Below are 26,546 nucleotides of genomic sequence, written 5' to 3' on the forward strand. Positions count from 1 at the left end.
GTCCATGGACGATCTCGAATCGATTCGATAGACTCATCCCGGCGGTGCCCGGGCACCGCCGTTGTCGTGCCCGCCCCCTCCGAAAGACCTCGCGATGTCCCGCACCCTCACCACCGGCAGCCCGTGGCGCGTCATCCTGGCGTTCTCGGTGCCCCTGCTCATCGGCAACGTGGTGCAGCAGATGTACCACATCGTCGACGCGGTCGTCGTCGGCCGCTGGCTCGGCGTCGATTCGCTCGCCGCGGTGGGCGCGACGGGCTCGATGCTGTTCCTGTTGATCGGGTTCTCGTGGGGGCTGACCTCGGGCTTCGCCATCCCGACGGCGCAGGCGTTCGGCGCGGGCGATCATGCCGCGGTCCGCCGCTCGGTCGCCGCGGGTGCCACGCTGACGGCCCTGACCAGCGTCGTGCTCACCGTCGTCGCACCGTTCCTCTCGCGTCCGCTCCTCGAGCTGCTGCAGACGCCCGCCGAGCTGCTCGACGACGCGACGGCGTTCGCCGTGGTCAGCTTCCTCGGCGCCTCCGCGACGATGTTCTTCAACTACCTCGCCGCGATCATCCGCGCCATCGGCGACTCGCGCACTCCGCTGATCTTCCTCACCGTGGCGTGTGTCATCAACGTCGCCCTCGTGGTCCTCATGGTGGGCCCCCTCGGTTGGGGAGTCGGCGGCGCAGCGCTGGCCACCGTCGTCTCACAGGCGCTCTCGGTGGCGCTCTGCCTCGACTACATCCGGCGCCGCATCCCGGTCCTGCGCATGCAGCGTGCCGATTGGCGGGTGACGCGGGCCGACCTCGCCGTGCACCTGCGACTCGGGCTGCCCATGGGATTCCAGGCGTCGATCATCGCCATCGGCACGCTCGCCGTCCAGGTGCGGCTGAACGAGCTCGGCGCCGATGCGGTGGCCGCCTACACGACGGCGTCGCGCGTCGACGGCCTCGCCGTCGCCCTCCTGCAGTCGCTCGGCCTCGCGGTGTCGATGTTCGTCGCGCAGAACTACGGCGGCGGCCGGCCCGACCGCATCCGACAGGGCGTCGCCCAGGCGACGTGGATGGCGATCGTCGGTGCGGTCGCACTCGGCGTGGTGCTCATCGCCTTCGGTACGCCGCTCGTGCGGCTGTTCGTCGGCGACGGTGCGGACGAGGTCGTCTCGCTCGCCGCGCTCATGCTCGTCATCAACGGCGCGACGTACACGGCGCTCGGCGTGCTGTTCGTGCTGCGCGGCGCGCTGCAGGGACTCGGTCACACCCTCGTGCCGACCGTGACCGGCATCGTCGAGCTGTTCATGCGCACCGGTGCGGCCGTCGTGCTGGGCGCGCTGATCGGCTTCGCCGGCGTCGCCTGGAGCAATCCTCTGGCGTGGCTCGGCGCCGTCGTCATCCTGGTGCCGGCGTATGTCCGCGCCCGCCGCGAACTGGCGACGATGCCCATCGCCCGCGTCGACCACATCTCGACCGCGACGACGCCGGTGCCCGTCGTGGGCCCGGCGAGCGGCTCGATGGTGGTCGATGCCGTGGTGACGCAGCCGGTGCCCGTCATCCTCGGCGGATCACGACGCCGGGGGCCTGTCCGGAGACGCCGCCGCTCCTCAGCCCGCTGACCACGAGACGGTCGAGCCCCCGCGCGCCGCGCCGGGTCTCGGCGCCATGAGCGCGGCGCGCGAGACTCAGCCCGCGACGGAACCGGGGCGTGACGCCCGGCGGGGTGCCCGCTTGGGCCGCTCGCCGGGTTCGGCATCGGCGGGCGGCGTCGCAGCGACCGGAGCCGGCTCAGCGGTGGCCTCGGCCGTGACGGCCTTGGCCGCACGGCTGCGCGGGGCGCGCTTCGGCCGCTCGGTCGGCGCCGCGGCATCGCCCCCGGCCGAGACGTCGGCGACGGCCGCCCCGGCGGCGGGTGCGGTGGTGGACGCCTCCGCGCTTTCGAGGGCGACGGCGGTCTTCCTCGCCGATCGGGCACGGCCGGCGCCGCGACCCGTCGCGGCTCGGACCGGACCGTCGCCGGACGCGAGCTCCGAGACGTCGGGGGCCGGACCCCCGCCGTCGGCGTCCGCCGGAGCCGCGTCCGCCGTGCTGCCCGCGCTGGCGCGGCGCGGAGCACGTGCCTTCTTCGGCGCCGCGGCCTTCTTCGCGCCGCGCCCCGCGCTGGGTGCCTCGTCTGCGGCGGCCTCGGCCTCGGCCTCCGGCGCGGCGCCGCCCGTGTCGCCGGACGCATCCGCGGCTCCACGGCGGTCGCCGGATGCAGCGGCCTCCGGCGTCTCGGCCGGTCGCGCGACCTCGGATGCAGCCGCTGCGGCGACGTCCGACGGCTCCCGCTCGCTCGATACGTCGCCGGGATCCGCGGCGCGGTCGTTCGCCCGCGCGGCGGTCGATACGGCGTCGAGCGCGGCGTCGAGGGCAGCCCCGAGCGTCAGCTGCTCGATCATCGGTCGACGGCTGCGGCCCGATCCGCCGGCCGTCACGGTCCCCGACTCGGACCGGGCGGAGGCACCGCCCTCGTCATCGGCCCGTCGGCCGTCGCCGGGCCCGGCGGCATCGGCGGCGGGCGTCTCGCCGCTCGCCGGGGCGCTCGACGCTCCCTGTCCTCGCGCGGGCTTGCGGCGCGACCTGCCGGTACCGGCTGCCGGGGCGGCTTCGTCCGCGGCCTCCGGGCCGTCGACTGCAGCGGTCGGAGCGGCAGCCTCGGCGGCATCCGTCGTGCGCACCTCACCGGCGCCCTTGCCGCCTTTCGCGGCCTTCGGACGGATCGACATCCCTCCGGGCTTCGACTCGATCGCGAACAGTCCGACGGCCTTGAGCAGGTCGGACAGCTTGGCATAACCCCAGTTGCGCGGATCGAAATCGGGCTGCTGCTTGCGCATGAGCTGGCCGACCGTGCCGAGGTCCGACCAGCCGTCGTCGGCCGACGCCGTCTCGACCGCGCTGCGCAGCAGAGCGACCAGACGTGCGTCGCCGCGCAGCGCCGCAGTGGTCCACCGCGCCGACGTCGTCGATCGTGCGGCATCGGGCTCGTCGATCACTCCCAGGACCTCGAGATAGGTGAACTGGTCACAGGCGTTTCGGAAGGCCTCGGGCGTCTTGCGCTCCCCGAATCCGTAGACGGTCACTCCCTCCTCGCGGATGCGCGAGGCCAGGCGGGTGAAGTCGCTGTCGCTCGAGACGATGCAGAACCCCTGGAAGCGTCGGGTGTAGAGCAGATCCATCGCGTCGATGATCAGCGCGCTGTCGGTGGCGTTCTTGCCGGTCGTGTTGTCGAACTGCTGCATCGGCTGGATGACGTGCTCGCTCGCGGCATCCTTCCATCCCCGCAGCTGCGACTTGGTCCAGTCGCCGTAGATGCGCTTGACCGAGGCCGTGCCGTACGTGGCGATCTCGGCGAGGACACCCCCGATGCGCGAGGGCGAGACGTTGTCGGCATCGACGAGGACGGCGAGGAGGTCGCTCTGCTGTGGCATGCGTCCAGCATGTCACTGACCCGCCGCCGGATCACTGTCAAGCCGTTCCCTCCGGCGACGGGACCGACGTACGGTGAGGGCTGATGACACTCGAGCTCCGGCCCCCGCTTCGCCGTCAGACCGTCTCGGTCGTGATCCCGGTGAAGGATGACGCGGTGATGCTGCGACGCTGTCTTGACGCTCTCGCCGCGCAGAGCGAGCCCGCCGACGAGGTCGTCGTCGTCGACAACGCCTCATGCGACGACTCGGCCGAGATCGCCCGCGCGTCCGGCGCGCGAGTCGTCGCCTGCGCGACGGCCGGCATCCCCGCAGCAGCCGCGACGGGATACGACCACGCGACGGGCGAGCTCGTCCTGCGTCTGGACGCCGACTCGCTGCCGGGCCCCACCTGGATCGCCGACCTCCGCCGCGACTTCGCCCGTCGTCCCGACGTCGCCGTTCTGACGGGCGGCGCCCGGTTCGTCGACGGGCCGCGGGTCCTGCGGGCCCCGCTCGCGGCGACCTACCTGGGGCTCTATGCATTGCTGGGGTTCGCGGCGCTCGGTCATCTGCCGCTGTTCGGCTCGAATCTCGCCTTCCGGCGCACGGCCTGGCGCAGCGTGAGCGCCGAGGTGCACCGGGCCGACGCGCACGTGCACGACGACTTCGACCTGGCTTTCCACCTCGGCGCGCAGCATCGGATCGGATACGCGCGACGCGCGGGGATGGGCATCTCGATGAGACCATTCGACGACCGCCGGTCGTTCCGCACCCGCGTGGCCCGCGGGTTCCACACCGTCGTCTCGCACTGGCCCGACGAGTTGCCGCATCGGCGATTGGCGCGCCGTCTGCGTCGCGGGCTGCGCCCGCTGCCCGACGGCCCGGAGCCGGCCGCCGCGGAGAGGCTGCCGTGACCGTGCGGGGCGGCTCGACGATCGTCAGCCCGCTGTTCGAGCCCGCCGGCGTCGACCCTCGCGATCTCCACGTCGCGACCTGGAACATCCGCCGCCGCATCGACGGGCGGACCTGGCCTCCCAACGACCGCTGGAAGGTACGCGCGCCGCGCCTGGCGGCGGTGCTGCGAGCCGATCCCCCCGCCATCCTGGGAACCCAGGAAGCGATGCCCGACCAGGCCGCGCTCGTGCGCGACGCCCTCGGCGCCTCCTACCGATCGGTCGGACGCGGCCGCGATGCGGACGGGAGCGGCGAGGGGTGCCCCGTCTTCTTCGACGGCGACCGCGTCGAGCTCGTCGGTCACGCCCAGCTCGCCCTCTCCGAGACACCGGCCGTGGCCGGCTCGTCGTCATGGGGCAACCCGGTACCGCGCATCGCCGTCCGGGCGGTGTTCCGCGACCGGACCACCGGTGCGACCGTGACCGTCATCAACACGCACCTCGACGTCTTCTCCGCCCGGTCGCGACTGCGCTCCGCCTGGCTGCTGCGCGACCTCGCCGCCGACGCACCCGGTACCGTCCTGGTGATGGGCGACATGAACGCCGGGCCCGGGTCGGCCCCGTTGGCCGCGCTCTTCAGCGGCGACCTGATCGATGCGTGGCATGCCGCAGAAGAACGGACGACGGCCCTGTGGGACACCTACGGTGGCTACCACCCCCGCCGCATCCGCAAAGGGCCGATCGATTGGATCGCGGTCGACCGCGCGGCGCGGGTGACACGAGCCGCCGTCGACACACGCACGGTCGGCGGCGCAGCACCGTCCGATCACTTCGGCGTGCACGTGCTGCTACGGCTCGACGAGGAGACCTCGTGAGCCACCCCGTGATGATCGAGAACTTCCTGCGCCCCGCGCGCACGCCGAGCGCCTGGGTCGCCGACGCCGTGCGGCTGTGCGGCGTCGTGAGCATCCTCGTCGCCGTCGTCTGGTTCCAGCCGACGGATGCCGGCATCCTCGCCTTCGCCCTGCCCGCGCTCGTCGCGCCGCGATTCATCGGTGTGCGGCCCGCACTCGACATCGCCAGCGGAGTCACGGTGCTCGTCGCCGCGTGGAGCAACGTCGTCGATCTCTACCGCGTGGTCCCCGCGTGGGACATCCCCATGCACTTCGCCTGCACCGCGGTGCTGGCGATGCTCGCCTACCTCGTCGCGGCGGGCGTCGACATCGTGCCGCTGCCGGGCGGAGCCGGGTTCCGGGCCCGGGTGGGCGTCGTCGTGACGACGGCGTTCGGGCTGGCTCTCAGCGCCGTCTGGGAGATGGTCGAGTGGGTCGGCAAGGCTTTCGTCGACTCGATCCACGTCACGTACGACGACACGATCGGCGACATGGTCGTCGGCGGGGTGGGCTCGCTCGTCGCGGGCATCCTGATCGCGCGCGTGCGTCTGACCGCGGAGCATCGGCCGGATGCACGCGGGGCCGCGCCGGTGGTCACACCCTCCCGGTGAGGATGAGGTTCCAGTAGACCCACGGCAGCACGCGCCGGTCGAAGAACCACGACAGCCCGCTCTCGCGGTACATCCGGCGGAAGAACGGGATCGTCGGCATGAGCTCTCCCGACGGTCCGAACTCCGCCCACACGACGCTCGACCGCGAGACCGTCATCGGGCAGACCCCGTATCCGTCGTAGCGGGCCCGCGGCTCGGAGCCCGAGAGGACGGCAGCGAGGTTCTTCGCGAGGACCATCGTCTGCTTGCGCAGAGCTCCGCCGCTCTTGGAGTTCGTGGTGGCCGCCGCATCCCCGAGCGCCCAGATGTTCCCGTAACGTCGATGGCGCAGGGTCTCCGGGTCGACGTCGACGAACCCGTCGGCGTCGTCCGGGGCTGCGAGCCCCGAAGCATCGACCCAGTCGGGCGCCGATTGCGGGGGCACGACATTCACGAGATCGAAGCGGATGCGCTCGATGCCGGCGGGAGAGCCGATGACAACCTCGGATGCGGCTGCGTCGACCTCGATGAGGGCGCTGTCGGTGCGCAGCTCGATGCCGTAACGGTCGATCGCGCGCTGGATCTCGCGGTCGAAGGCCGGGATGCCGAACACGCTGCTCTCGGGAACGACGAGCACGACCCGGATGTCGTCGAGCACACCGGTCCGCTGCCAGTAGTCGCACGCCTGGTACATCGGCTTCTGCGCCGCCCCGGCGCACGACGACGGCCCAGCGGGCTGCGTGAACACGACGGTGCCCCGGCGGATGTCGCGCAGGCGGAGCGATGTGCGGGCGGCGAGGTCCCCCTCGTAGTGGGTCGTGACGTCCCCCGTGCCGATCGACTCGGCCAGACCCGGCACGCTGGCCCAGTCCTTCTGCATCCCGGGGCTCAGGACGAGGTGATCGTATCCGAGCTCCTCCCCGCCGGCCAGTCGCACCGTCGCGCGGCGGGGATCGACCGAGACGACGGCATCCTGCACCCAGCGGACGCCGTCGGGGATCACCGCGCGCTGCGGACGCAGCGTCTCGCTGATGCGCGCCGTGCCGCCCGCGACATGCGAGAACAGCGGCTTGTACTCGTGAGTGTCGCGCGGTTCGATCAGCGCGATGTCGCTCACGCCGCGGCGCAGCAGACGGGCGGCGGCCGAGACTCCCCCGTTGCCGCCGCCGACCACGATCACCCGATGGTGTCCGCTCGTCGATCGCGTCGCCTGCGGATCCGGTCCTGCGTCTGCCGTCGCCATGCCGACAACGCTAGGCGCGTCGGCGCTGCCGACGCGGGTGGTTGCGCCGCCCGCCTCGGCGGTCTAGGCGAGAGCGGGCGCGAACGGTGCCGCCCGATCCCCGGCCCGGCGGGTCACGAGGTCAGCGCGACCATCTCGGCGCTGCGATCCCACAGCTCGCGGGCGAGGTCCGCGTCGGTCGCGTCGCGGTGCGAGCGGGTGGGCCGATCGTGCTCGTAGTAGGCGCCGGGCACCCAGTCGCGGCCGGGAACACCGTCGGTGAGGAAGACCAGCCGCGCGCCGCCCTCGTCGGTCGTCGTGAGAAGGCGCGATGCGAGCGGGTTGTGGTAGATCCACCGGAACGGTCCCGGGACGTTCGCCGCGAACTGCGTCGCCACGACGCCCGGGTGGAACGCGGCCGCCGAGACGCCCCGATCGCCGAACCGCGTCTGCAGCTCGCGCGTGAAGAGGATGTTGGCGAGCTTGGCGTTGCCGTAAGCGACCCGGCCCGAGTAGCGGCCGGCGGCGTTCAGATCCGAGATGTCGAAGCGCGAGAACAGGCGGGCCGCCGCGCTCGCGGTCTGGATGATCGAAGCCCGGCTCTCGACGAGCCGGTCCATCAGGAGGTTCGTGAGCAGGTATCCGGCGAGGTGATTGACCTGGAACGTCTGCTCGAATCCGTCGACCGTGAGGGCGCGGGGCCCGAATATCCCGCCGGCGTTGTTGGCGAGCACGTCGATGCGCGGGTAGGCGTCACCGAGCTCCGCGGCCAGACGTCGCACCTGCGCCAGCTCGGCGTAGTCGGCGAGGTGGAACGGGGCATCGAGCTCGGCCGCGAGGGCCCGGGTCTTCTCGGGCGACCGGCCCACGAGGACGACGCGGTTCCCCTCCCCGGCGAGGCGGCGGGCCGCGGCCGCCCCGATCCCGTCGCTGGCTCCCGTGATCACGATCGTGCGCATGACCGCAGTCTGGCAGGCTCACGGGCGCGGGCGGGAGCGCTGGCTTATCGCGGGCGTCTGTGTCAACGACTTCTTCGCGGCGGGTCACGCACGTCAGGATCGCGGCATCCACCAGGCAACGGAAGGAGCCGCCATGGCTCAGGAACTCTCGAAGGGCGACCGCGTCAGCTGGGGCACCTCGCAGGGGCGCACGCAGGGCACGGTCGTCGAGAAGAAGGAGAAGGACTTCCAGTTCGACGGGCAGAAGTTCACCGCGTCGTCGGACGACCCGGCCTTCATCGTCGAGTCGGAGAAGAGCGGCGAGAAGGCCGCCCACAAGGGATCGGCGCTGCGCAAGCTGAAGAGCTGAGGCGCGACCACGTCGAAGGGCCCCTCCGCTGGCCGGAGGGGCCCTTCGACGCCTTGCGAGGCGAGATCAGTTCTCGATGTCGCCGCGCCACTCGCCGGTCTCGTGACCGCGCGACTCGATGAACTCCTTGAAGCGGGTCAGGTCCTTCTTCACCGCGTGGTCGTCGATGCCGATGGCCGCGCCGACCGACTCGACGAAGCCCTCGGGCGTCCAGTCGAGCTGCACCGTGACGCGCGTCTCGGTGTCGCCGAGCTTGTGGAAGGTCACGACACCCGCGTGCTCGTCCTTGCCGCTCACGCTGTTCCACGCGACGCGCTCGTCGGGGTGCTGCTCGGTGATCTTCGCGGTGAACTCGCGCTCGGCCCCGCCGATCTTCACCTTCCAGTGCGTGAGGTCGTCGGCCTGCTGGGTGACGGACTCCACGAAGCTGAGGAAGTGCGGGAACGACTCGAACTGCGTCCACTGGTTGTAGGCGACGGAGACGGGCACGTCGACGTCGATGGTCTCGATGATGCGAGCCATGGGCGGCTCCTTTCGTTTCGATTTCGGGGCTGCCACCATGCTTCGCCGTCGCGCGGGGCGTCGCGACCGCCTTGCGACCTCGGCGAGCGGCTGGTAGGCCGGGCGAGCGGTCAGTCGAGCCCCCGGACGGGCACCCCGAGCCAGTCGGCGAGGTCGCGCACCTCGGCCTCGACCATGTCGCGCTCCTCCGGATCCCACGGCACGAGCTCGTGCAGCGCCGCGACCACGAGATGCTCCTTCGGCTTGTCGAGCGCCGCGTCGAGGAGGCCGATGAACCGGTCGCCGCACAGGATGGGGTGGGCGAAGTAGCCGTAGACGCGCTGCGCCTTCGGCACGAACTGCTCGAGCTTGTACGTGAAGTCGAACGCCTCGACGAGACGCGGGCGGTCGAACAGCATCCCGTCGTACGGGTTCAGCAGCGCGACCCGCCCGCCGGGGTCGTCGTCGATCGCCTCGAGCGCACGCGGGTCGACCCGCCACTTCCACGAGCTGCCCTCGACGACCGCGGGGACCCCGGCCATGCCGACGCCCGACCACGACGACTTCTGGCGCGCGAGCCCCGCCCCCTGCAGACGTCGTTCGTCGAGGATCGCCCCGGCCTCGTCGTACGTCAGCTCGTCGGGTTCCGGACCACGCGCGCGCTCCGCGACATCCCAGCGGCGAAGCCGCCCGACCCGGCCGACGACCGCGACCTCGCCGAGGCGCTCGAGCAGGTCGAGCATGCGAGGAACCTGATTGTCGCTGTACCAGCCACTGTCGTTCCCCGCGGGCACCGCCGCGGTGTCGGGGATCTCGGAGGCCGGCAGCGGCCCGTCGGCCCGCAGCCGCGCCAGCACGTCGGCACGGAACACGGCGTTGGCCTCGAGCCACGCGGCGGTGCTCTCGCGCACGGGCCGCATCCGCATCCGCACCCGCATCGCGGGCAGCATGCTCGTCGGATGGAAGGAGCCGGCGTATTCGAACAGCTGCCGGTCGTCCTCGACGGCCTTCGTCAGCTGTCCGGGCTCGTAGCCCCAGCCGATCCTCGCCCACGGGATCGCCTGCTCGCTGGGCGCGATGACCGCGGTCGGATCGATCTTGATCGCGCCGATCTGCTCGGCCACCTCGACCACGTCGCCGGGGCGGTCGGCCTCGAGCAGCTGCGCCCGCACGATGATACGACGAGCCTCGTCGCGGGTCAGCCGGTGCGGTTCCATGTCCCCGACGCTACTCCCGGCCCCCGACCCTCCCCCTCACCGCGAGACCCCAGTTGCGCCCCGAGACGGCGGGGCGGCGCCAGGGTCTCGGGGCGCGCGTGGGGTCTCGCGGATCCGTGAGGTGAAGGCGGGGACCGTCGTCGTGGCGGGGCCGAGCACGACCTCGTCGAAGAGCCGCACGTCGTCGTGGGCCTCGAGGTTGAGAAGGGCGGTGCGTGCGCCCGCCTCTGCGGCGAGCGCGACGAGCGAGGCGGCGGGCGTCACCGCGCCGGACGTGCCGATGACCCAGAACTGCTCGCTCTGCGCGACCGCGCCGAAGATCTCGTCGAGCGCATACACGGCCTCGCCGAACCACACCACGTCGGGCCGGAGCGCCCGGGCGCCGCACGCCGGGCAGGCGGGCCGCCCGGCGAGGTCGCGCGTCCACGACATCCGGCGGCCGCACTCCTCGCAGCGTGCCGAGCCGAGCTCGCCGTGGATGTGGATGACGCGCGAGGACCCCGCGCGCTCGTGCAGGTCGTCGATGTTCTGCGTCACGATCAGGACCTCGCCCGGCATCCGCTCGTCGAGCTCGGCGAGCGCCCGATGGGCGGCGTTGGGCTGAGCGGCCCGCGCGGCGCGCCGTCGCTCGTCGTAGAAGGCGTGCACGAGCGCCGGGTCGGCGGCGTATCCCTCGGGCGTCGCGACGTCCTCGATCCGGTGGTCCTCCCACAGCCCGTCCGCGGCACGGAAGGTGCGGATGCCGGACTCGGCCGAGATACCCGCCCCGGTCAGGACGACGATCCGGGCCACGGTCAGCCCCGCGCCGAGAGGTCGGGCGCCAGCGCCTCGCGCTCGTCGAACACGAAGCAGTCGCCGTTCCAGTGCGCGCCGCCCTCGTGCTCGAAGTACCCGAGGATGCCGCCGTCGAGCTGATACGCGTCGACACCCTCTTCGCGCAGCACGATCGCGGCCTTCTCGCAGCGGATGCCGCCGGTGCAGAAGCTGACGACCGTCTTGCCCTCGAGCTGATCGCGGTGCGCCGCCGCCGCATCCGGGAACTGCGTGAAGCGCTCGATGCGCCAGTCGAGGGCCCCCGCGAACGTGCCGTAATCGACCTCGAACGCGTTGCGCGTGTCGAGCAGCACGACCTCGCGGCCCGCGTCGTCATGTCCCTGATCGAGCCAGCGCCGCAGGTCGCCGGGCGTCACGCTCGGGGCACGCCCGGCTGCCGGACGGACGGCGGGGCGATCCATGCGGATGATCTCGCGCTTGACCTTGACGAGCATCCGGCCGAACGGCTGCTGGTCGGACCAGCTCTCCTTCGCCGTCAATGCGGCGAAGCGCTCGTCGCTCCGCAGGGCGTCGAGGAATCCGCGCACACCGGTCTCGTCGCCCGCGAGGAAGAGGTTGATGCCCTCTTCGGCCAGCAGGATGGTGCCCCGCAGTCCGACCTCGTCCGCTCGCCCTCGCAGCACGTCGCGCACCGCACCGGGGTCGGCGATGCGCGTGAAGAGGTACGCCGAGACGTTGAGAACGGATGCCACCCCTCCAGCCTACGAAACCGCCGGCCGCACACGGATCGGGCGCAGTCCCCGGCATCCGCCGCAGCAGAGCCTGCGCGGGATACCGACGACTGCGCCCGAAGCCGACGCCCGATCGGGACCGGGGTCAGTGCACCTCGGAGGGGTGCGCGCTCACGCGGCCCGAGCCGTCGCCCGGGTCGAGGGCCGTGATGGCGTCGACCTGCGCGGTGGTGAGCTCGAAGTCGAACAGCGACGCGTTCTCGACCATGCGCTCGCGGCTGACCGTCTTGGGGAAGACGATGAAGCCGCGCTGCAGGTGCCAGCGCAGCACGACCTGAGCCGGGCTCTTGCCGTGCGCGGCGGCCGCTTCGGCCACCGGCTCGGCGCCGAAGAGGTCGTACTTGCCCTGTCCGAGCGGGCCCCACGACTCGATGCGCACGCCCTTGTCGTTCGCCCAGTCGACGACGTCCTTCTGCTGGTAGGCGGGGTGCAGCTCGATCTGGTTCACGGCGGGGAGCACACCGGTCTCGGCGTGGATCTTCTCGAGGTGCTCGACGAGATGGTTCGACACACCGATCGATCGGGTGTGGCCGGCGTCGCGCAGCTCGACGAGCTTCTGCCACGCGTTGACGTAGTTGCCGTTGTCGGGGGCCGGCCAGTGCACGAGGTACAGGTCGACGTGGTCGAGGCCCAGCTTGCCGAGGCTCTCCGAGAGGGCCGCGCGCGGCTCATCGCCGGCCTGACGGTCGTTCCAGAGCTTGGTGGTGATGAAGAGCTCGTCGCGCGCGATGCCGCTCGCGGCGATCGCGCGGCCGACGCCTTCCTCGTTGCCGTAGATCGCGGCGGTGTCGATGTGGCGGTAGCCCGCCTCGAAGGCCTCGGAGACGAGACGCTCGGTCTCGGCCGGGTCGACCTTGAAGACGCCGTAGCCGAGCTGCGGGATCTCGAAGCCGGAGTTGAGGGACACGTTCGGGACGTGGATCTGATCTGCCATGCTCCCAGCCTAGGAGCGCGCTCCGACTCCGTCTCCGGGATTGACGCGGGGCGTCGCCGGCGTCATGGCTCCGCTCACCGAGCGAACGCGGCGAGTTCGTCCAGGGAGTCGCCGGTGAGGCGCTGCGTCGTCCACTCGTCCATCGGCGCTGCCCCGATCGAGCGGTAGAACGCGATCGAAGGGGCGTTCCAGTCGAGGACCGTCCACTCCAAGCGCGAGTACCCGCGCTCGACGCAGACCTCGGCGAGCGACGCGATGAGCGCCTTGCCGTATCCGGTGCCGCGCTGCGACTCGTCGACGAAGAGGTCCTCGAGCCAGATGCCGTGCCGGCCGGTCCAGGTGGAGTAGGTCAGGAACCAGATCGCGATGCCCACGATCGCGCCTTCGCGCTCCACCACATGGCAGAACGCCCGGGGCTCGGCGCCGAACAGCGTCTCGCGGAGCATCTCGCCGGTGTTCTCGACCGCGTCCGGCTCGCGCTCGTAGACGGCGAGGGCGTGGATGCAGGCCAGGATGCCGGTCTCGTCGCCGGGGCGGGCGGGGCGCAGCACGGCGCCGCCGGGAAGGTCGCGCAGGGTCATCCATCCACCGTATCGAGGCCGGACGCGCGACGTCGCTCGGCGCAACTCCTCAATTCCGGGCACAAGCCGAACCGGTCGGCCCGGAATCCCGGGCACCCCGCCGGCACCGACACCCGGCCATGAGGAGTTAGCGCGCGCCGCCGGGGCAGCCGCCCCGGCGTGCCGGCTCAGTCGGCCGCGATGGCCTCCGCGATCGGGGTGTCGCCGCCGGTGAACTCGATCGTCCGTCCGACGGTCGCGGGCTCGGCGAGCACGGCCGCGATGACCTCGGCGACATCGCCGCGGGGCACGGACTCCTCGCCCGAGCCGCCCACGGTGATCCTGCCGGTCGGCTCGTCGAGCGTCAGGCCGCTGGGACCGACGATCGTCCAGTCGAGGCCGCTCTCGCGCAGGTGCGCGTCAGCCTCCGCCTTCGCCTCCGCGTACGCGAAGAACGAGTCGTCCTCCGGTACGCCGTGATCCGGACCGGCTCCGAAGTACGACACCATGACGTAGCGGCGGACCCCGGCCGCAGCCGCCGCGTCGATCGACCGGATGGCGGCGTCGCGATCCACGGCCCACGTGCGGGCGGCATCCCCGCCGCCCGCGCCGGCAGCCCACACGACGGCGTCGTTCCCGCTGACGAGGTTGGCGAGCTGCTCGACGTCGAACGACTCGACGTCGGCGACGAGCGGGGTCGCCCCCGTGTCGGCGACATCCGATTCGTGATCACGGTTGCGGATGACGGCGGTGACGGTGTCGCCGCGGTCGGCGAGGAGGGGCTCGAGCCGCAGCGCGACCTTGCCGTGGCCTCCGATGATCAGGATGCGGGACATGGGTGTTCCTTTCGTCGGGGGGTGATGGTGCGGGCGGCGACTCAGCCGCGGAAGTCGTCGGGATCGATGTCGTCGAGGAACTCGCGGAACTCCGCGACGCGTTCCTCGGCCGCTTCGGGCGTCTCGGCGCCCTCGGGCGCCTCGCTGACGGTGTCGGGGATACCGGCCTCGGCGAGCACGTCGTCGGCGACGAAGATCGGGGCTCCGGCGCGCGAGGCGAGCGCGATCGCGTCGGACGGCCGGGCGTCGACGACCCGCGATCCCGTGAGGGCCGAGACCGTGACCTCGGCATAGAACGTTCCGTCGTCGATGCGGGTCACCTCGACGCGGTCGACCGTCGCGTCGGTGGCGTCGAGCAGCCTGATCATCAGGTCGTGCGCGAGGGGACGCGGCGGAGCGACGCCCTCGACGGCCACGAGGATCGAGGTCGCCTCCTGCGCGCCGATCCACACCGGGAGCACACGGTCCGAGAGCGCGTCGACGGGCTTGAGCAGGATGACGTGCTGCTGGGCGGGATCGAGCGCGACCCCGAGAACGCGGACCTGGACCATGACACCTCCCGGGTCGATTCCGCCCAGCCTATGCACGAGGGAATGCGCGAGGGGCCGTCGTCGTTGCCGCTTGACATGCAGCGTTTCGGCACTCTCTCGTTCGGTCACTACGGCCCGCTCGGCGGCGGTCGCGAGCTCACCGCCGGCGATTCGATGCGTCAGGCCATCGACCTCGCGCAGGGCATGGACGACCTCGGCGCCGTCGGCGTCTACTTCCGCGTCCATCACTTCGCCCGCCAGCAGGCCTCGCCGATGCCGCTGCTCGCGGCGATCGCGGCGACCACCAAGAATGTCGAGGTCGGCACCGGTGTCATCGACATGCGGTACGAGAACCCGCTGTACCTCGCCGAAGAGGCCGCGGCGGTCGACCTCATCTCGGACGGTCGGCTCGCGCTCGGCGTGAGCCGCGGCTCACCCGAGAGCGTCGTCCGCGGCTACGAGACGTTCGGCTACACCGGTTCGCAGGACCCGCGCGGTGCCGACATCGCGCGAGAGCACTTCGAGACGTTCCTGCGCGCGATCGAGGGCGACGGCCTCGCCGAACGCGACCCGAACAGCCCGTTCGGCGGCGGCAGCGGCAAGCAGCGCATCGAGCCGCACTCCCCCGGCCTGCGCTCGCGCATCTGGTGGGGCGCCGGCAACAGCGACTCGGCCGAGTGGGCCGGACGGATGGGCGTCAACCTCATGTCGTCCACGCTCCTCACCCAGGCCGACGGCACGCCGTTCGACATCCTGCAGGCGCAGCAGATCGACGCGTTCCGCACGGCGTGGCGCGAGGCCGGTCACCCGGGCGAGCCCCGCACGTCCGTCAGCCGTTCGATCTTCCCGATCACGACCGCCGAAGACGAGCTGTACTTCGGCGGCAGCAACGAGCAGGACGGCATCGGCTACATCGACGGGATGCGCTCGACCTTCGGCAAGACCTACGCCGCCTCGCCCGACGTGCTCGTCGAGCAGCTGCTGCAGGATGCCGCGGTGCAGACCGCCGACACCCTCATGCTGACGATCCCCTCGCAGCTGGGCGTCGAGTTCAACCTGCGCATCGTCGAGTCGTTCGCGAAGTACGTCGCGCCGGCCCTGGGCTGGAAGAGCGAGGCGCTGCAGCCGCGATGATCACGGCGGAGCATGGCTCGGGCATCCCGCTCATCGCGGTGCACGGGTTCGGAGTCGACCACCGCATCCTCCTCCCGCTGGAAGGCTGGGTGGCCGACCATCCGTGGCGACGCGTGTATCTCGACCTCCCGTGGGCCGAGGGGGCGGCCGATCGAGGCTTGAGCACGCCCCGGGAGGTCGCGGACGCAGTCCGCGACGAAGTCGAGGCGATCGCGGCCGGCGGACCGTTCGCCATCGTCGGCAACTCCTTCGGCGCGATGGTCGCACGGCATGTCGCGCACGCGCTGCGCTCCCAGTGTCTGGGGCTCGCCACGCTGGCCGGGGTGTTCGAGCTCGACCACACCAGGCGACGGCTTCCGCCGCGCGAGGTCGTCGTCGCCGACGAGTCCGTGCTCGAGCGGGCCGGTTCGTCTCGGGCCGACTTCGCCGAGATGGCGGTGCTGCAGACGACCGACGCCCTGGCCGCGTTCGAGAGGTTCGTCCTGCCCGGGCTCCGGGGCTCCGACCCGGGCGTCCTCGAGCGGATCAGCTCGTCGTACTCCGCCGGCTACCACCCGGAGAGCTCGGAGGGGGCGTTCACGGCGCCGAGCCTGCATGTCTTCGGGCGCGAGGACCACGTGGTCGGTTTCGAGGACGGACTCGGCGTCGCCGACCACTACGTCCGGGGGACCTTCGTCGTCCTCGACGGCGCAGGCCACAACGTGCATCTGGAACGCCCCGACGCCGTGGCCCCGCTCATCCGCGACTGGCTCATGCGAGCCGAGCAGCACGCCCTCTGACCGCGGTCGGCCGAGCCTCGGTCGATTAGCGTGGATCGCGTGCACGATGAAGACAAGCCCAGCCCCCCGGCATCCGACGCCGCCCGTTCGGTCGGCACCGTCGATCTCGTCCGCATCGACCCGGCGGGCGCCGACCGCGAGGAACTGATCGCGTTCATGACCGGCGAGGTGTTCCCCTTCCACGTCGGCATGCGACCCACGCTCGAGCAGGTCGAGGACGGCATCGCCGCCGGGCGGTATCGCGACGAGGACAACGACTCGTTCTGGATCGACCACGTCGAGCACGGCCGCATCGGTTTCCTCCGGTTCGAGGAGATCAGCGACGGCGCGCCGTTGTTCGACCTGCGTCTCGCGTCGGCATGGCGCGGCCGCGGCCTCGCGAAACAGGTCCTCGTCCAGGCGGCGGAGCACGTGTTCACGACCATGCCCGACGTCGACCGCTTCGAGGGGCAGACGCGCGAGGACAACCGCGCGATGCGGCACGTCTTCGAGACGTGCGGCTGGGTGCAGGAGGCGTACTACCGCGAGGGCTGGCCCGTCGCGGGGGGCGAGCCGCTCGGCTCGGTGGCGTACAGCATCCTGCGCCGCGACTGGGTGTCGGGCGAGGTCACGCCCCTGCGCTGGTCATGATGCCGGCGCAGCACACGACGATCGAACGGGACGGCGTCGTCCTGGCCGTGACGGATGCCGGGGGCGCGGGTCCCGCAGTACTCCTGCTGCACGGCCTCGCCGGCAGCTCGCGCGAGCTGATGCCGACCGCGGCGGCCCTCACCGATCGCTTCCATGTCCTCCTGCTCGATCAGCGCGGCCACGGCCTCTCGACGCGCCGACCGCGCGATCTGTCGCGCGAGGCCTTCGTCGACGACGTCGTCGCCGTCCTCGACCGGTACGCACCCGGCGAGCCCGTGTCGCTCGTCGGGCAGTCGATGGGCGCCCACACCGCCTTCCTCGTCGCGAGCCGCCGCCCGGATCTCGTCGAGCGGCTCGTGATGCTCGAGGGGCATGTCGCGGGCAGCGACCGCGCCGACGACGCCCGCGAGCTGGGGGCGTTCTTCGCGTCATGGCCGACGCCGTTCCCCGACGAGTCTTCCGCTCGGTCGTTCCTCGGCGACTCCGTCCTCACCGAGGCCTGGATCGCCGACCTGGAGGCGACGCCCGTCGGCCTCCGGCCACGGTTCGACGCCGATGTGATGGCGACCACGATCGCGGCGGTGCACGAGCCCCGGTGGGACGAGTGGGCCGCACTGACGGTGCCGACGACCGCCGTGTTCGCGGCGCAGGGCATGTTCTCGGCCGAGCAGATGGACGAGCTCATCGCACGCCGGCCGGGAACCGCGCGCCGCGACCTGCCGGGCGGCAGCCACGACGCCCACCTCGACGCCTTCGAGGACTGGATCGAGGTGCTGCGCACGGCGCTCGACGGGCGGCCGCGCGCCGGCGGAGGCTGAGCGGGCGCCGCAACACTACAGGCAAGCCGCTCCGCGCTCAAGGTCGTCGTGGCTCCAGCCTCGGCGCGCCTAGCCTCGGTTCGCACCTCACCCCGGGTGCCGGCATCGCACCGTTCCAGAGAAGAAAAGAGAAGCACCATGCTGTGGACGATCCTCGGCCTCATCCTCGTCGGCCTCATCGCGGGGTTCATCGCTCGCGCCGTCATCCCCGGCAAGCAGAGCATCGGCATCCTCATGACCATCGTGCTCGGAATCGTCGGCTCGTTCGTCGGCGGCTTCCTCGGGTTCCTGATCTTCAACCACAGCCCCGAGGGCGGCTTCCTGCAGCCCTCCGGCATCATCGGTTCGATCATCGGCGCCATCATCGTGCTCGGCATCTACGTCGCCGTCTCGCGTCGCGGCTCGACCCGCACGCGCTGACACAGCGGCGCACGCTCCGCGCGCCAACTCCTCAGATCCGGCCGTTCTCGCCTCGCGCAGGCAATCGGCACCGCCCGGTGGGCCGCATTCTGAGGAGTTGGCGCGTCGTCGTTCGCGGCAACCGCCTCGCCGGGGCCGGAATACCCGGCCTCGGCGAGGGCTTGAACACAGCATGAGCACGATCGGAAACAGCGACCTCTCCGTCTTCCCCCTCGCCCTCGGCGGCAACGTGTTCGGCTGGACCGCCGATCGCGATGCGTCGTTCGCGATCCTCGATGCGTTCGTCGAAGGCGGCGGCAACTTCATCGACACCGCCGACTCGTACAGCGCCTGGGCTCCCGGACACAGCGGAGGCGAGAGCGAGACGATCATCGGCGAGTGGCTGGCCGCCCGCAGCCGGCCCGAGGTCGTCGTGGCGACGAAGGTCAGCCAGCACCCCGACTTCCGCGGGCTGTCGGCATCGAACGTCCGTGCCGCCGCCGAGGCCTCGCTGAAGCGGCTCGGCGTCGACGCGATCGACCTCTACTACGCCCACTTCGACGACGCCGACACCCCGCTCGACGAGACCGTCGGCGCCTTCGGCCAGCTCGTCGCCGACGGACTCGTCCGCCACGTCGCGGTCTCGAACTACACCGCCGAGCGCATCCAGGAGTGGCTGCGCATCGCCGACGAGACCGGCGTCGCTCGACCCGTCGCGATCCAGCCGCACTACAACCTCGTGCACCGCAACGACGTCGAGGAGACCATCGCACCGCTCGCCGAGCGCGAGAACCTGGGCCTGGTCCCCTACTTCGCCCTCGCCAAGGGCTTCCTCACCGGCAAGTACCGCTCGACCGACGTCGCGGGCCAGGACTCCCCGCGCGCGGAGGGAGCCGCGGTCTACGCGACCCCGCAGGGACTGCAGATCATCGACGCCCTCGAGCGCGTCGGGGCGGCGCACGACGTGTCGATCGCCTCGGCGGCCCTCGCGTGGCTGCGCTCGCAGCCGACCGTCGTCGCCCCCATCGCGAGCGCCTCGCGTCTCGAGCAGGTGCCGGGCCTGCTCGACGGCGGGCGTGCGGAGCTCACCGCCGACGAGCTCGCCGAGCTCACGCGGGTCTCGACCTGGACGCCCGAGGCCTGACCCGCCCGCATCCGCGGAGCGCCACCCGCTCCGTCGGAGCATGACGCGAACCTCGGAGCCCTCCGTGTGCGGGCTCCGAGGTTCGTCGTTTCCCCCGGGTTCGGCGCGACGCCGACGGCGGACGCGCTGCGCGGTCTACCGGGGAAGGAGCCAGCCCCGGTCACCCGCGATCGACACGTGCACGATGCTCATCGGTGCGAAGATCTCCTCGACCGAGGGATCGGATGCCGACGCGGTGAGGTTGCCCGTCGCGGTCTCGATCTCGTACTCGACGTTCTCGCCGTGGAAGATCGTGTTGATGACGCGACCGTAGTCCCCGTGCACCTCGGTCGCGGTCGGCGCCGCGGTCACCCGGATCGACTCCGGACGCACCATCAGCACGGCCTCGCCGGAATCGCTCACGTCGCCGTGGGCGGCGACGTCCAACGGCCGGCCCAGCGCGACGACCTGAGCGCGCCCCGCTCCCCCGGCAGCGACCACTGTCGCATCGATGAAGTTCGCACGCCCGATGAAGTCGGCCACGAAGGTCGACGCCGGGCGCCGGTACACCTCGTCCGGCGTGCCCACCTGTTCGATGCGCCCGCGGTTCATCACCACGATGCGGTCCGAGAGGGTCATCGCCTCGTCCTGATCGTGGGTGACGAAGACGCTCGTGATGCCGAGCCGGCGCTGCAGTCGCCGGATCTCGTTGCGCATCTGGATGCGCAACTTCGCGTCGAGATTCGACAGCGGTTCGTCGAAGAGCAGCACCTTCGGCCGCATGACGAGAGCGCGAGCGAGAGCAACACGCTGCTGTTGCCCTCCCGACAGCTGATGGGGCGCGCGGTCGGCGAACGAGACGAGGTTCATGATCGTGAGGATCGTGTCGACCTCTTCCCGCAGGCGGGAGGCGGGCGTGCGCTTGAGTTTGAGCCCGTACGCGATGTTCTCCCGGACGGACAGGTGCGGGAAGAGCGCGTAGGACTGGAACACCATCGCCATCGGGCGCTTGTTCGGCTCGATGCCGATCATGTCCTGGCCGTCGACCTCCAGCACGCCGCTCGTCGGGGTCTCGAAACCCGCGATCATGCGCAGGGTCGAGGTCTTGCCGCATCCCGACGGCCCGAGCAGGGTGAGGAACTCACCGGGACGGATGTCGATGGTCACGCCGTCGACGGCGAGCGGATCAGCCGTGGACGAGCCGTAACGCTTCGTCAGACCGTCGAGCAGGATCCGGCCGCCCTCGGTGTCAGCGGTGTCGGAGAGCAGGGAGACGTCATCAGCGACGGTGTGTGCGACCACGGAAGATCACCTTTCGGACGAGGAGGTTGATGAGCGAGATGAGCAGCAGCACGATCACGATGAGGACCGTGCAGTAGGCGAATGCGTTGCCGAAGCGACCCGCATCCACCTCCGCCAGGATCTGGGAGGTCATCACCTTGATCTCCGGCGTCGTCAGGAACACGATCGGCGACAGAGTCGTCATCGAGCGGGCGAAGGCGAACGTCAGACCGGTGATGAGCGCCGATTGGATGAGCGGGAGCGTCACGGTGCGGAAGGTCGTCGCCGAATTCGCTCCGAGCGAGGTCGACGCCTCTTCGATCGCGGGATCGATCTGATTCAGGGCGGCGATGCCCGCACGCTGACCCGAGGGCAGCGAGCGCGCGACGTAGACCATGATGATCGCGATAGCACCACCGGCCGCGGCCGTTCCACCTGCCAGGGCCGGCAGAAGCTGGATGCCGAAGACGGTCGTGGGCGTGATGTAGGCGAGGGCGTAGCCGATGCCGAGCACGGTTCCCGGTACCGCGAGCCCCATCATCCCGATGAAGTCGAACAGTCCGGCGAAGCGACGGAGCTTGCGCACCACCAGCCAGGCGATGAGCATGCCCAGGATGCCCGCTACCGGCGCCGCAACGAGCGCCATGAGCGCTGTGTCCGACATGGCCTGCGAACCGATGCCGGTCAGGACGAAGCGGAAGTGGTCGAGCGTGAACGCGTTGTTCACACCCGGCACCTGGAGGAATCCGCCGATCAGCACCGTGGCGTAGATGGTGAGGATCAAGGCGCTGAGAAGCACCACGATCGTCAGGATGGGCACGCGGATGCTGGCCGCCGCGATGGGCTGAGAACGTCCGGCGGGCTTGCCGGTCACCGTGACCACGCTGCGACGCGACACCCAGTAGCGCTGGACGAGGAACACCAGGAGCGCGGGCAGGAGGATCGTGAGCGAGTAGGCGGCACCGGCACTCGTGTTGAACTCGCCGGTGACCGCGAGATATGCGCGACTCGCGAGCACCGTGAAGTCGCCGCCGAGCACGAGCGGGTTCGCGAGGTCGGCGATCGCCTCGACGAACAGCAGGAGGAACGACCCTGCGAAGCCGGGGACGAGCATCGGCAGCGTGACGGAGAGGAAGATCCGCAGTCTGCTCGCTCCCAGGCCAGAGGCGGCCTCGTCCAAGGATGGATCGAGGCTCTCGAGCATGCCCTTGAAGTTCATGTAGGCGACCGGGAAGAACGACAGCGACAGCACCAGCACCAGACCGGGGAGCCCGTAGACGTCGCCCTGCACCCCGAGGATGCCGTAGGAGATCGCGCCGTTCCGTCCGAACAGGGTGATGACCGCTGTCGCGACCGCGAACGGTGGAGCGACGATCGGGGTCATCGCCAGCAGGTGCAGTGCGCGTTTCCCGCGGAACTTGATGCGCACCTGCGCGTAGGCGAACAGGAATCCGATGACGGTGCCGACGACACCGACGATGACGCCGAGCAGCATCGTGTTGCCGACGATGCGGTGGTTCACGGGGTCGGTGACGATGCGTGCGAGGGTCGCGAGGCCGTCGGGGCTGAACGCGGCGCCGATGAGGCGCGCCACGGGGAAGGCCACCAGCAGCAGCAGCACGAGTGCCACGAGGGTCGCGAGAACGATCACGCCCGGGTCGCGGCGACCGCGGCGCCGCTTCACCGGGGCCGGGGCCGCCAGCGGGGCCGCCGCGGCCGGGGAATCGAGAACTGAGGTCATGATCCGTCTCAGTCGCGAGGCGCCGGAGCGACTTCGGCGTCGAACCGCGCGACGAGCTCGCTGCGGTGCTCGCCGGCCGTCGTGATGTCGGCGTGCACGAGGTTGAGGTCGTCGAAGTCGACCATGTCGTCGGTGATGGTGGCATCCGGGTTCGTCGGAACGCTGTAGCTGCCGACCGTGGCCCCGATGTTCTGGGCCTCGGCGGTCAGCGCCCAATCGATGAAAGCCTGGCCGCCCGCGCTGTTGCGCGCGTTCTTGATGAGCGAGACGGCGCCGACCTCGTAGCCCACGCCCTCCTCCGGGAACGTCGTCGTCAGGTTCGTGAACCCCTCGTTGATGAACTTCTGGCAGTCCTGCGCGAAGATCACACCGGTGGCGACCTCGCCGCGACCCGCCATCTGTCCCGGGGCGCTCCCCGTCTTGGCGTACTGCAGGATGTTGGGGTGCAGCTGCCGGAAGTAGTCGAGCGCGGCGTCCTCGTCGCCGTCATTGAGCTCGACCTCTGTCCACACTGCCTGATAGGCGGTGCCCGAGGTTCCCGGGTGCGCCATCGCGACGTTGCTCTTGAAAGTCGGCTCTGCGAGCTCGGCCCAGGATTCGGGCGCGTCGGCGCCGATGCGGTCGAGCACGTCGGTGTTGGAGCAGAAACTGAGCGCTCCGACGTAGATGCCGGTCCACAGGTTGTCCGGGTCGCGGTACTCGTCAGCGATCGCCGACGCGTTCGGCGACTCGTACGCCTCGATGAAGCCCGCATCTGCGGCGGCGAGGTGTCCCTCGGCGCCCCCACCGAACCAGGCGTCGAACTCCGGCGCGTCGCCCGTCGAGCTCAAGCGCGCGACCGTCTCGCCGCCGCTGAGTCGAACGTAATTGGCGGGGTAGCCGGTCGACTCGGTGAATGCGGCTGCGACCGCCTGGCAGAACTCCTCCTGCGGCGTGCAGATGAAGGTGACGCGCTCCTTGCCGTCGCTCGCTCCCGGCGAAGCGGCGCATCCGCTGAGGATCAGGGCGCCGGCGGCCAGGCCGACGGCGAATCGGGGCAGAGATGTGGACACGGCGGAACTCCTTCGTTCGGTGCGGCATCGCGGCCGCGCGGGGTGCAACGTCGACAACGCTATGGGCGGCGCCCCAGCGGAATCGTCACGCGACGGTGACGCCTGGTGACGAAACCGTCACCAAGCAGGAGCCGTCATCCGACGCGTCGCAGGCTGTAGCCGCGACCGCGGTCGCTGGTGATCCGTGCCCCGGCGCCCGGGTGCGCGGCGTCCAGTTTGTGCCGCAGCCGGTAGACGGCCGCCTTGAGCATGTCGCGGCCTCCGTGCGGCTCGACAGTCCCCCACGCAGAGAGCAGCAGGTGCGCGTAGGTCACGGTCTCTCCACGAGCGGCGACGAGAGCCGCGACGATGGCGAACTCCGTCGTGGTCAGGCGAGCGCGGTCCGACCCGAGCACCGCTTCGTTCGCGCCGGGCTCGATGCGCAGCCCGCCCCATTCGAGACCGTCGTCCTGACTCTCGGTGCGCCACCTCACGAGCCGCCGCGCGCGCAGTGCGAGCTCGCGCGGATGGAACGGCTTGCCGATGTAGTCGTCCGCCTCGGCCTCCAGGCCCTCGATCCGATCCGCCGCCTCGGAGCGTGCCGTCACGACCATCACCGGCACCCGCCAGGCGGCCTTCACCCGGCGGCAGAGCGTGATGCCCGATGCCCCCGGCAGCATGACGTCGACGACGAGGATGTCGGGGAGTCTGGTCTGCAGCTGCGACCACGCCTTCTCGGCGGACCCGAACATCTCGGTGCGGAAACCGTGGGTCTCGAGCGCGAACGAGATGATGTCGCGCATGTCCGGCTCATCGTCGACGACGAACGCGAGGGGCTCATCCCCCATGACGACCTCCGTAGGGAAGGGTGAACATGACCGTCGTCCCCCTCCCCGAAAGCGTATCGACGAACAGCCTCCCGCCGTGGAGCTCGACGAGCTGCTGCGAGATGAAGAGGCCGATGCCGGTGCCGTTGCCGAGCGGCTGACCGCTGGCGAAGCGCGTGAAGAGCCGGTCGCGCTGCTCGGGCGACATCCCCGCTCCGCCGTCGCTGACCGCGATGACCGCTCCGTCGTCGATCCACCAGAGTCTGACCTCGACGCGGCCACCCTCGATATCGCTGCGGGCGGCATTGGAGATCAGGTTGACCACGACCTGGCGGATGGTCTCGGGGTCGACGTCGATCAGCGCCGGTGCCCCGCTCGAGTCGAGCACGATGTCACGGCGGGTGAGGGGCGTCACGTCCTCGACGATGTCGCGGAGCAGGCGGCGGAGATCGACGGGCAGGCGCGAGATCGAGAAGAGCCCCGCCTCGATTCGCGCCCGGACGAGGAGCTGCTCCGCGAGCGAGCTCGTCCAGTGGGCGTTGTCGATGATCTTCCGCACGAATCGGGACTGATGCTCGGTCAGTTCCCCGGCGGACTCATCGGCGAGCAGTTCGGCGGATCCGCGGATGATCGCAAGCGGAGTGCGTATCTCGTGGCTGAGGGCCGACACTTGGTCGGCTCGGCGCAACGCGAGTTCGTCGAGCTCGCGGATCCGACGTCCACGCGTGACGTTGGTCCGCGCGAGGACGGCGATCGCGACGCCCGCCCCGACGAGAGCCACCCCCATGATGACCGCGCCCACGATGAGCGTCGCGTTCACGGGAGGCGACCGGCGGCCGGCGCCGCGGGTCGCCGCGGTCGGGTGTGATGCACACGGGGAGCATATACACGGCACGGGGGTCGGGAAGGCGTGACGGCTCGCGCGCCACCTTCGGGCGGTTCGCACGTTTGGTCGGAATGGACGTATCTCGTCGCCGTGGGCACCGACTTTCGCACCGGAAGCCACAAAGATCGGCGGTGTGGTAGGACCACAGGTGCCTTCCCGTGTTTAATGAGACGCGTGAGCACCGTGACCGTCGGATACAGCGCCATCTCGAGCTACTCGCGCGTAGAGATCCTGCACCTCATCCAGGAACAGCCGCGCCGGACCATCGGCGAGCTGCAGGAGGCGACGGACCTCCACCCGAACACCATCCGCGAACACCTCGCGCGCCTGATCTCGGACGGCTTCGTCGTCGCCGAGAAGGAGCACCGCACGACGCGCGGCCGCCCCCGCGTGCTCTACAGCGCGGCCGACGGAGACGCGACCCGCAGTGCCGTCCAACGCCGCAAGGTGCGGGATGCCGCACAGCGGGGCGACCTGATGCGCCGGGTCCTCACCCTCGACGTGCCCGACGTCCTCGAGACCCGGGCCCTGCACCAGATCGATGCGCTGGTCGAGGAGCTCGAGGACGAGGGCTTCGACCCGATCATCGACGACACCGCCCTCACGGTCGATCTGACCCCGTGCGCGCACGCGACCGCCCAGGCAGATCACCGCGAGGTGCTGTGCAGCGTCCACCTGAGCCTGCTCCAGGGCGTGCTCACCGAGGCGGGCGGGCCGCTCGCCGTCGACGGCATGCGGTCGTCGTGCGACCCGTCGGTCTGCATCATCCAGCTGCTCCACGCGGCGACGACGCACGACTGAGCGGGCGGCCCGACGACGGAAGCGCGGCGCGTCAGCGTCGGGTCGACGACGCCGCGGCCACGAGAAGCTCGGCGGTCGAGCGAGCGAGTGCGGCGCGGTGTCCTGGTTCACGCAGGCGCATGGCGAGGTCGCCGCTCACGACGAGGAGCAGCCGCTCCGCGAGGTCGGCCGCCGCTTCGGGTTCGGGAACGACCGCCCGAGCGAGCTCGGCGAGCCGGGCGCGCATCGCGTCGGTGTCGGCACGCACCGCGGACGCGACCTCCGTCGGCGGGTCGGAGTATTCGGCCGCTGCACCGAGGAAGGCGCACCATCGCGAGCCATGCGGCTCGTCGCGGAAGTCGTCAAGCGCGTCGAAGATCGCGAGCAGTCGGCCCGCGTCGTCCGAGCCGCGTGAGATCGCGGTGTCCCACGTCTCGAGCCACGCCCGCTGACGCCGATCGAGCGCTGCCGCGAGGAGCGATTCCTTGCTCGGATAGCCGCGATACAGCGTCGCGGCCGAGACGCCCGCCCGCGCGATGACGGCGTCGATCGGCGTCGCCGCGATGCCGCGCGTGAAGAACAGGTCCTCGGCGGCGTCGAGGATGCGTTCCTCGGTCTTCGGCCGCAATCCCATGTCAGCA

At 70.9% G+C, this 26,546-nt stretch carries 29 protein-coding genes; 12 read left to right on the forward strand and 17 right to left on the reverse strand.

Features of this window, described 5'->3' with window-relative positions; translation table 11 throughout:
- Positions 1 to 94: 94 nt before the first annotated feature.
- On the forward strand, positions 95 to 1,597 hold the full coding sequence (locus BLT21_RS04860; protein ID WP_091499945.1) for an MATE family efflux transporter: 1,503 nt from the start codon (positions 95 to 97) through the stop codon (positions 1,595 to 1,597).
- Between the two features lie 66 nt (positions 1,598 to 1,663).
- Here BLT21_RS04860 and BLT21_RS04865 read toward each other — a convergent pair whose 3' ends face one another.
- Positions 1,664 to 3,448 (reverse strand): NYN domain-containing protein, encoded by a 1,785-nt coding sequence (locus tag BLT21_RS04865; RefSeq protein WP_091499947.1) that lies wholly within the window; start codon positions 3,446 to 3,448, stop codon positions 1,664 to 1,666.
- 83 nt (positions 3,449 to 3,531) lie between these two features.
- Between BLT21_RS04865 and BLT21_RS04870 the strand changes: the two genes are divergently transcribed.
- The 3 genes from BLT21_RS04870 to BLT21_RS04880 are packed head-to-tail and all read left to right on the forward strand — an operon-like array spanning position 3,532 to position 5,824.
- Positions 3,532 to 4,341, forward strand: a complete 810-nt coding sequence (locus BLT21_RS04870) for a glycosyltransferase family 2 protein (protein WP_091499949.1) — start codon at positions 3,532 to 3,534, stop codon at positions 4,339 to 4,341.
- Positions 4,338 to 5,195 carry an endonuclease/exonuclease/phosphatase family protein gene (locus tag BLT21_RS04875; protein WP_176786807.1) on the forward strand — a complete coding sequence of 286 codons (858 nt, stop codon included), beginning with the start codon at positions 4,338 to 4,340 and terminating at the stop codon, positions 5,193 to 5,195. The genes BLT21_RS04870 and BLT21_RS04875 overlap by 4 nt, the downstream gene beginning before the upstream one ends.
- Positions 5,192 to 5,824, forward strand: coding sequence for a DUF2238 domain-containing protein (locus BLT21_RS04880; RefSeq protein ID WP_256335914.1), 633 nt, complete (start codon positions 5,192 to 5,194; stop codon positions 5,822 to 5,824). The genes BLT21_RS04875 and BLT21_RS04880 overlap by 4 nt, the downstream gene beginning before the upstream one ends.
- Here the strand turns inward: BLT21_RS04880 and BLT21_RS04885 are convergent.
- Positions 5,808 to 7,046: an NAD(P)/FAD-dependent oxidoreductase gene (locus tag BLT21_RS04885; protein WP_091499954.1), complete on the reverse strand. Its 1,239-nt coding sequence runs from the start codon at positions 7,044 to 7,046 to the stop codon at positions 5,808 to 5,810. The two genes, BLT21_RS04880 and BLT21_RS04885, sit on opposite strands and share 17 nt — an antisense overlap.
- Positions 7,047 to 7,159: 113 nt before the next feature.
- Positions 7,160 to 7,984 (reverse strand): SDR family NAD(P)-dependent oxidoreductase, encoded by an 825-nt coding sequence (locus BLT21_RS04890; protein ID WP_091499957.1) that lies wholly within the window; start codon positions 7,982 to 7,984, stop codon positions 7,160 to 7,162.
- 133 nt (positions 7,985 to 8,117) lie between these two features.
- Between BLT21_RS04890 and BLT21_RS04895 the strand changes: the two genes are divergently transcribed.
- Positions 8,118 to 8,333 (forward strand): hypervirulence associated TUDOR domain-containing protein, encoded by a 216-nt coding sequence (locus BLT21_RS04895; RefSeq protein ID WP_091500693.1) that lies wholly within the window; start codon positions 8,118 to 8,120, stop codon positions 8,331 to 8,333.
- Between the two features lie 66 nt (positions 8,334 to 8,399).
- Here BLT21_RS04895 and BLT21_RS04900 read toward each other — a convergent pair whose 3' ends face one another.
- The 8 genes from BLT21_RS04900 to BLT21_RS04935 form a co-directional block, all read right to left on the reverse strand.
- On the reverse strand, positions 8,400 to 8,855 hold the full coding sequence (locus BLT21_RS04900) for an SRPBCC family protein (RefSeq protein WP_091499959.1): 456 nt from the start codon (positions 8,853 to 8,855) through the stop codon (positions 8,400 to 8,402).
- Between the two features lie 110 nt (positions 8,856 to 8,965).
- Complete coding sequence (locus BLT21_RS04905; RefSeq protein WP_091499962.1) at positions 8,966 to 10,051, reverse strand: winged helix DNA-binding domain-containing protein; 1,086 nt, start codon at positions 10,049 to 10,051, stop codon at positions 8,966 to 8,968.
- Between the two features lie 36 nt (positions 10,052 to 10,087).
- On the reverse strand, positions 10,088 to 10,843 hold the full coding sequence (locus BLT21_RS04910; RefSeq protein ID WP_091499964.1) for an NAD-dependent deacylase: 756 nt from the start codon (positions 10,841 to 10,843) through the stop codon (positions 10,088 to 10,090).
- Between the two features lie 2 nt (positions 10,844 to 10,845).
- The gene (locus tag BLT21_RS04915; protein WP_091499966.1) at positions 10,846 to 11,577 is read right to left on the reverse strand and encodes a sulfurtransferase; all 732 of its coding nucleotides are present in this window, start codon (positions 11,575 to 11,577) and stop codon (positions 10,846 to 10,848) included.
- 124 nt (positions 11,578 to 11,701) lie between these two features.
- The gene (locus BLT21_RS04920) at positions 11,702 to 12,550 is read right to left on the reverse strand and encodes an aldo/keto reductase (RefSeq protein WP_091499969.1); all 849 of its coding nucleotides are present in this window, start codon (positions 12,548 to 12,550) and stop codon (positions 11,702 to 11,704) included.
- Between the two features lie 74 nt (positions 12,551 to 12,624).
- Positions 12,625 to 13,131 (reverse strand): GNAT family N-acetyltransferase, encoded by a 507-nt coding sequence (locus tag BLT21_RS04925; RefSeq protein ID WP_176786808.1) that lies wholly within the window; start codon positions 13,129 to 13,131, stop codon positions 12,625 to 12,627.
- Between the two features lie 167 nt (positions 13,132 to 13,298).
- A complete protein-coding gene (locus tag BLT21_RS04930; protein WP_091499971.1) occupies positions 13,299 to 13,946 on the reverse strand; it encodes an SDR family oxidoreductase in 648 nt (215 codons plus the stop codon).
- Positions 13,947 to 13,987: 41 nt separating this feature from the next.
- Positions 13,988 to 14,497, reverse strand: coding sequence for a bifunctional nuclease family protein (locus BLT21_RS04935; RefSeq protein WP_091499973.1), 510 nt, complete (start codon positions 14,495 to 14,497; stop codon positions 13,988 to 13,990).
- Between the two features lie 75 nt (positions 14,498 to 14,572).
- On the opposite strand from BLT21_RS04935, the gene BLT21_RS04940 reads away from it, so the two are divergent.
- From BLT21_RS04940 to BLT21_RS04965, 6 genes are all read left to right on the forward strand, one after another.
- Positions 14,573 to 15,610 carry an LLM class flavin-dependent oxidoreductase gene (locus tag BLT21_RS04940; protein WP_091500695.1) on the forward strand — a complete coding sequence of 346 codons (1,038 nt, stop codon included), beginning with the start codon at positions 14,573 to 14,575 and terminating at the stop codon, positions 15,608 to 15,610.
- Entirely contained in the window at positions 15,607 to 16,389 is a 783-nt protein-coding gene (locus BLT21_RS04945) for an alpha/beta fold hydrolase (RefSeq protein WP_091499976.1), read from the forward strand. Before BLT21_RS04940 ends, BLT21_RS04945 begins: the two co-directional genes overlap by 4 nt.
- Positions 16,390 to 16,428: 39 nt before the next feature.
- Positions 16,429 to 17,019 (forward strand): GNAT family N-acetyltransferase, encoded by a 591-nt coding sequence (locus BLT21_RS04950; RefSeq protein ID WP_256335915.1) that lies wholly within the window; start codon positions 16,429 to 16,431, stop codon positions 17,017 to 17,019.
- Positions 17,016 to 17,837: an alpha/beta fold hydrolase gene (locus BLT21_RS04955; protein ID WP_256335916.1), complete on the forward strand. Its 822-nt coding sequence runs from the start codon at positions 17,016 to 17,018 to the stop codon at positions 17,835 to 17,837. The genes BLT21_RS04950 and BLT21_RS04955 overlap by 4 nt, the downstream gene beginning before the upstream one ends.
- 138 nt (positions 17,838 to 17,975) lie before the next feature.
- The gene (locus tag BLT21_RS04960) at positions 17,976 to 18,257 is read left to right on the forward strand and encodes a GlsB/YeaQ/YmgE family stress response membrane protein (protein WP_091499978.1); all 282 of its coding nucleotides are present in this window, start codon (positions 17,976 to 17,978) and stop codon (positions 18,255 to 18,257) included.
- Positions 18,258 to 18,429: 172 nt separating this feature from the next.
- Positions 18,430 to 19,380: an aldo/keto reductase gene (locus BLT21_RS04965; protein ID WP_091499981.1), complete on the forward strand. Its 951-nt coding sequence runs from the start codon at positions 18,430 to 18,432 to the stop codon at positions 19,378 to 19,380.
- Positions 19,381 to 19,515: 135 nt separating this feature from the next.
- Here BLT21_RS04965 and BLT21_RS04970 read toward each other — a convergent pair whose 3' ends face one another.
- The 5 genes from BLT21_RS04970 to BLT21_RS04990 form a co-directional block, all read right to left on the reverse strand.
- The gene (locus BLT21_RS04970; protein WP_256335917.1) at positions 19,516 to 20,661 is read right to left on the reverse strand and encodes an ABC transporter ATP-binding protein; all 1,146 of its coding nucleotides are present in this window, start codon (positions 20,659 to 20,661) and stop codon (positions 19,516 to 19,518) included.
- Positions 20,639 to 22,381 carry an ABC transporter permease gene (locus BLT21_RS04975; RefSeq protein ID WP_091499984.1) on the reverse strand — a complete coding sequence of 581 codons (1,743 nt, stop codon included), beginning with the start codon at positions 22,379 to 22,381 and terminating at the stop codon, positions 20,639 to 20,641. The genes BLT21_RS04970 and BLT21_RS04975 overlap by 23 nt, the downstream gene beginning before the upstream one ends.
- An 8-nt stretch (positions 22,382 to 22,389) precedes the next feature.
- Positions 22,390 to 23,433: an ABC transporter substrate-binding protein gene (locus tag BLT21_RS04980; RefSeq protein WP_091499987.1), complete on the reverse strand. Its 1,044-nt coding sequence runs from the start codon at positions 23,431 to 23,433 to the stop codon at positions 22,390 to 22,392.
- A 134-nt stretch (positions 23,434 to 23,567) separates the two neighbouring features.
- Positions 23,568 to 24,260, reverse strand: coding sequence for a response regulator transcription factor (locus tag BLT21_RS04985; protein ID WP_091499990.1), 693 nt, complete (start codon positions 24,258 to 24,260; stop codon positions 23,568 to 23,570).
- Entirely contained in the window at positions 24,250 to 25,059 is an 810-nt protein-coding gene (locus tag BLT21_RS04990; protein ID WP_091499993.1) for a sensor histidine kinase, read from the reverse strand. Before BLT21_RS04990 ends, BLT21_RS04985 begins: the two co-directional genes overlap by 11 nt.
- Before the next feature lie 240 nt (positions 25,060 to 25,299).
- Between BLT21_RS04990 and BLT21_RS04995 the strand changes: the two genes are divergently transcribed.
- The gene (locus BLT21_RS04995) at positions 25,300 to 25,926 is read left to right on the forward strand and encodes a helix-turn-helix transcriptional regulator (RefSeq protein ID WP_256335918.1); all 627 of its coding nucleotides are present in this window, start codon (positions 25,300 to 25,302) and stop codon (positions 25,924 to 25,926) included.
- A gap of 31 nt (positions 25,927 to 25,957) precedes the next feature.
- On the opposite strand, the gene BLT21_RS05000 is transcribed toward BLT21_RS04995, so the two are convergent.
- Positions 25,958 to 26,539 carry a TetR/AcrR family transcriptional regulator gene (locus BLT21_RS05000; RefSeq protein ID WP_091499998.1) on the reverse strand — a complete coding sequence of 194 codons (582 nt, stop codon included), beginning with the start codon at positions 26,537 to 26,539 and terminating at the stop codon, positions 25,958 to 25,960.
- Positions 26,540 to 26,546 lie beyond the last annotated feature (7 nt).

Origin of the sequence: Microbacterium sp. cf332 (assembly GCF_900102175.1) — a bacterium.
GTDB lineage: Bacteria > Actinomycetota > Actinomycetes > Actinomycetales > Microbacteriaceae > Microbacterium.

Coding starts and splice junctions, on each gene's coding strand:
- BLT21_RS04860 (WP_091499945.1), top strand. CDS start 95: ATGTCCCGCACCCTCACCACCGGCAGCCCGTGGCGCGTCATCCTGGCG.
- BLT21_RS04865 (WP_091499947.1), bottom strand. CDS start 3,448: ATGCCACAGCAGAGCGACCTCCTCGCCGTCCTCGTCGATGCCGACAAC.
- BLT21_RS04870 (WP_091499949.1), top strand. CDS start 3,532: ATGACACTCGAGCTCCGGCCCCCGCTTCGCCGTCAGACCGTCTCGGTC.
- BLT21_RS04885 (WP_091499954.1), bottom strand. CDS start 7,046: ATGGCGACGGCAGACGCAGGACCGGATCCGCAGGCGACGCGATCGACG.
- BLT21_RS04890 (WP_091499957.1), bottom strand. CDS start 7,984: ATGCGCACGATCGTGATCACGGGAGCCAGCGACGGGATCGGGGCGGCC.
- BLT21_RS04895 (WP_091500693.1), top strand. CDS start 8,118: ATGGCTCAGGAACTCTCGAAGGGCGACCGCGTCAGCTGGGGCACCTCG.
- BLT21_RS04900 (WP_091499959.1), bottom strand. CDS start 8,855: ATGGCTCGCATCATCGAGACCATCGACGTCGACGTGCCCGTCTCCGTC.
- BLT21_RS04905 (WP_091499962.1), bottom strand. CDS start 10,051: ATGGAACCGCACCGGCTGACCCGCGACGAGGCTCGTCGTATCATCGTG.
- BLT21_RS04920 (WP_091499969.1), bottom strand. CDS start 12,550: ATGGCAGATCAGATCCACGTCCCGAACGTGTCCCTCAACTCCGGCTTC.
- BLT21_RS04925 (WP_176786808.1), bottom strand. CDS start 13,131: ATGACCCTGCGCGACCTTCCCGGCGGCGCCGTGCTGCGCCCCGCCCGC.
- BLT21_RS04930 (WP_091499971.1), bottom strand. CDS start 13,946: ATGTCCCGCATCCTGATCATCGGAGGCCACGGCAAGGTCGCGCTGCGG.
- BLT21_RS04935 (WP_091499973.1), bottom strand. CDS start 14,497: ATGGTCCAGGTCCGCGTTCTCGGGGTCGCGCTCGATCCCGCCCAGCAG.
- BLT21_RS04940 (WP_091500695.1), top strand. CDS start 14,573: ATGCAGCGTTTCGGCACTCTCTCGTTCGGTCACTACGGCCCGCTCGGC.
- BLT21_RS04945 (WP_091499976.1), top strand. CDS start 15,607: ATGATCACGGCGGAGCATGGCTCGGGCATCCCGCTCATCGCGGTGCAC.
- BLT21_RS04955 (WP_256335916.1), top strand. CDS start 17,016: ATGATGCCGGCGCAGCACACGACGATCGAACGGGACGGCGTCGTCCTG.
- BLT21_RS04960 (WP_091499978.1), top strand. CDS start 17,976: ATGCTGTGGACGATCCTCGGCCTCATCCTCGTCGGCCTCATCGCGGGG.
- BLT21_RS04965 (WP_091499981.1), top strand. CDS start 18,430: ATGAGCACGATCGGAAACAGCGACCTCTCCGTCTTCCCCCTCGCCCTC.
- BLT21_RS04975 (WP_091499984.1), bottom strand. CDS start 22,381: ATGACCTCAGTTCTCGATTCCCCGGCCGCGGCGGCCCCGCTGGCGGCC.
- BLT21_RS04985 (WP_091499990.1), bottom strand. CDS start 24,260: ATGGGGGATGAGCCCCTCGCGTTCGTCGTCGACGATGAGCCGGACATG.
- BLT21_RS05000 (WP_091499998.1), bottom strand. CDS start 26,539: ATGGGATTGCGGCCGAAGACCGAGGAACGCATCCTCGACGCCGCCGAG.